4 protein-coding genes are annotated in these 3,154 nt (G+C 69.6%); 3 read left to right on the forward strand and 1 reads right to left on the reverse strand.

Annotated elements, in window-relative coordinates; genetic code table 11:
* Window positions 1–602, forward strand: a 602-nt coding sequence (locus JNW98_RS34830; RefSeq protein WP_223772278.1) for a hypothetical protein, incomplete at its 5' end; no start/stop codon positions are given.
* 158 nt (window positions 603–760) lie between these two features.
* On the opposite strand, the gene JNW98_RS34835 is transcribed toward JNW98_RS34830, so the two are convergent.
* Window positions 761–955 carry a hypothetical protein gene (locus tag JNW98_RS34835; RefSeq protein WP_223772279.1) on the reverse strand — a complete coding sequence of 65 codons (195 nt, stop codon included), beginning with the start codon at window positions 953–955 and terminating at the stop codon, window positions 761–763.
* A gap of 341 nt (window positions 956–1,296) precedes the next feature.
* On the opposite strand from JNW98_RS34835, the gene ftsE reads away from it, so the two are divergent.
* Complete coding sequence (gene ftsE, locus JNW98_RS34840) at window positions 1,297–1,986, forward strand: cell division ATP-binding protein FtsE (RefSeq protein WP_004951920.1); 690 nt, start codon at window positions 1,297–1,299, stop codon at window positions 1,984–1,986.
* Window positions 1,987–2,005: 19 nt separating this feature from the next.
* Window positions 2,006–2,917, forward strand: a complete 912-nt coding sequence (gene ftsX, locus JNW98_RS34845; protein ID WP_223772280.1) for a permease-like cell division protein FtsX — start codon at window positions 2,006–2,008, stop codon at window positions 2,915–2,917.
* The last annotated feature ends 237 nt before the right edge of the window (window positions 2,918–3,154 follow it).

Consider the following 3,154-nt stretch of genomic DNA (forward strand, 5'->3'; position numbering starts at 1 on the left):
CGCCGCCGGGCGGTACGGAGACGACGCAGCCTCCGACGAGCATCCCGCAGCCCACGACGGAGCCGCCGACCCACGAGCCGACCTCGGAGCCCACCACGGAGGACCCCGAGCCGACCTCGGAGCCGACGACGGAGGACCCGGAGCCGACGCAGGAACCGACCAAGGACCCGACGAAGGACCCCGAGCCGACGCAGGAACCGACCAAGGACCCGACGAAGGGCCCCGAGCCGACGCAGGAGCCGACGGGAGGGCCGAAGCCCACCTCGGACCCGACCTCCGAGCCCACCACGGGCCCTACGGGCGACCCGACGAGCGAGCCCACCGGTGAGCCGTCGCCCGGCGCCACCAGCTCCCCCTCCACGGGCAGCGGCACCGGCGCCACCGACAAGGCCTGCCCGGTCGACACCAGCAGCGGCAACTGCAACACCGGCGCGGACGGCGCGGCCGTCAAGCCCGTGCAGCAGGCCAAGCCCAAGGAGGAGCTGGCGCAGACCGGTGCCGGTCAGACCGGGTTCCTGGTCGCGGGCGCCGCGACGATGATCGCGGGCGGCATCGGCTTCCGGTTGCTGCCCCGGGCGATCAACCGCAACACCGTCGCCTGACCGGTACGCCGAAACGTTCCGGCACGGCGCCGCTCACAAGGGCGCCGGCACGACTGAGGCCCGGGGTGCCATCGCACCCCGGGCCTCGTCGTGGAAAGTTCAGTGAGAAGTTCAGAAGTCCGAAAAGTTCAGAAGCCCGAAGAGTCGTGACCGTCCGCTCACGCCGCGAAGCTGCGCGCGACGACCGCCACCGCGACCAGGGCCACCAGCAGCGCCACGAGCGCGCCCGGCGTCAGGCCCGCGAAGAGGCCCTCCTGCTGCTGCAGCCGCTCCCGGCTCGCCCGGCAGACCGGGCACCGCCCCTCGCTGACCGGGGACGCGCAGTTGGCGCACACCAGTCGGTCGCATGTCATGCGAATTCCTCCTCCGGTACGTCCAACGCGAGAGAGAGCCGTGCGGTTCCCCCTACCACTGTGCCAGCTTTCCCGCCCTTCGGCGCGACCGGTGTCCCGGAGCCGCCCCGAACGGTACCTCCGCGCGCCCCGCTGACGGCCCCGCGGTCCGTTTGTCCCGTTGTCGTCCCGCTTTCTTCCCCGCTTCAGGGTCCGGTCACCGACGGGGGACGCGTCGACACAGGATCCGAACCGGATGCCGACTGCGCGTACACGGGTCGTTCGCGTATGGTCACGCTCACCGACGGGCGCCACGGCCGTGGCGTTCCCGTGCCGCTCTCCAGGTCGCACGTGGTGCACTCGTGATTCGATTCGACAACGTCTCCAAGTCCTACCCGAAGCAGAGCCGCCCGGCGCTCCGGGACGTCTCGCTCGAGATCGAGAAGGGCGAGTTCGTCTTCCTGGTCGGTTCCTCGGGTTCCGGCAAGTCCACCTTCCTCAGACTCCTGCTGCGCGAGGAGCGGGCCAGCCACGGCCGGGTGCACGTCCTGGGCAAGGACCTGGCCCGGCTCTCCAACTGGAAAGTGCCGCACATGCGCCGCCAGTTGGGCACGGTGTTCCAGGACTTCCGGCTGCTGCCCAACAAGACGGTCGCCCAGAACGTGGCCTTCGCCCTGGAGGTCATCGGCAAGCCGCGCGGCGAGATCCGCAAGGCCGTCCCGCAGGTGCTGGAGCTGGTGGGGCTCGGCGGCAAGGAGGGCCGGATGCCCGGCGAGCTCTCCGGCGGCGAGCAGCAGCGCGTGGCCATCGCGCGGGCGTTCGTCAACCGGCCGATGCTGCTGATCGCCGACGAGCCGACGGGCAACCTCGACCCGCAGACCTCGGTCGGCATCATGAAGCTGCTCGACCGGATCAACCGGACCGGCACCACCGTCATCATGGCCACCCACGACCAGCAGATCGTGGACCAGATGCGCAAGCGGGTCATCGAGCTCGACCAGGGCCGTCTCGTGCGCGACCAGTCGCGCGGCGTCTACGGCTACCAGCACTGAAAGGCAGTGAAAGGACGCCATGCGCGCCCAGTTCGTTCTGTCGGAGATCGGCGTCGGTCTCCGCCGCAATCTCACGATGACCTTCGCGGTGATCGTGTCGGTCGCCCTCTCGCTCGCCCTGTTCGGCGGTTCGCTGCTGATGAACGAGCAGGTCAACTCGATGAAGGGCTACTGGTACGACAAGGCCAACGTCTCGATCTACCTCTGCAACAAGACCGACAAGGCGAACTTCCCGTCCTGCGCCAAGGGCGCGGTCACGGACGAGCAGAAGAAGCAGATCAAGGCCGACCTGGAGAAGATGCCGATCGTCCAGGACATCCAGTTCGAGACGACGGACGAGGCGTACAAGCACTACAAGGAGCAGTTCGGCAACCAGCCGCTGGCCACCGTGGTGACCGCCGACCAGATGCAGGAGTCCTTCCGCGTCAAGCTCAAGGACCCCACCAAGTACGAGGTCATCTCCAGCGCCTTCCAGAAACGCCCGGGCGTGCAGACGGTCGAGGACCAGAAGGACACCCTCAAGAGCCTCTTCAACCTCCTGAAGTACATGAACTGGGGCGCGCTGGGCGTCATGTTCCTGATGCTCGTCGTGGCGCTGCTGCTGATCGTGAACACGGTCCGGGTGTCGGCGTTCAGCCGCCGCCGGGAGACCGGGATCATGCGGCTCGTCGGGGCGTCCAGCTTCTACATCCAGGTGCCGTTCATCGCGGAGGCGGCCGTCGCCGGGCTGCTGGGCGGCGCGCTCGCCTGCGTGCTGCTCGTCTCCGGCCAGCAGTTCCTGGTGAACGACCTGCTCGCCACCCACATCGACGTCATCCGGTTCATCGGCTGGAGCGCGGTGCTGACCAAGCTGCCGCTCATCCTGGCGACCGGCCTGCTGATGCCGGCGTTGGCCGCGTTCGCGGCGCTGTGGAAGTACCTGAAGGTCTGAGGCGTCCCAAGGAGCCGGCCGCGTCCCGAGAGGCGGTCAACTCCCCGTACGGTGCCCGGCGGTGTCCTAGAATCTCGCGCATGCCCGGCCCGACGATGTTCGTACCGCACCGCCGTCACCGGCGCGGCGCGGTCCTGACGCTGGTCTTCGCCGGGGCGCTGGCGACCGGGGCGGCCACCGGCTCCTGGGGCGCGGACGCCCGCGGCGGCCCGCTGCCCGCGGCGGCCCGCGCCCCGC

It is taken from the genome of Streptomyces huiliensis (assembly GCF_020037025.1).
Lineage (GTDB): Bacteria > Actinomycetota > Actinomycetes > Streptomycetales > Streptomycetaceae > Streptomyces > Streptomyces huiliensis.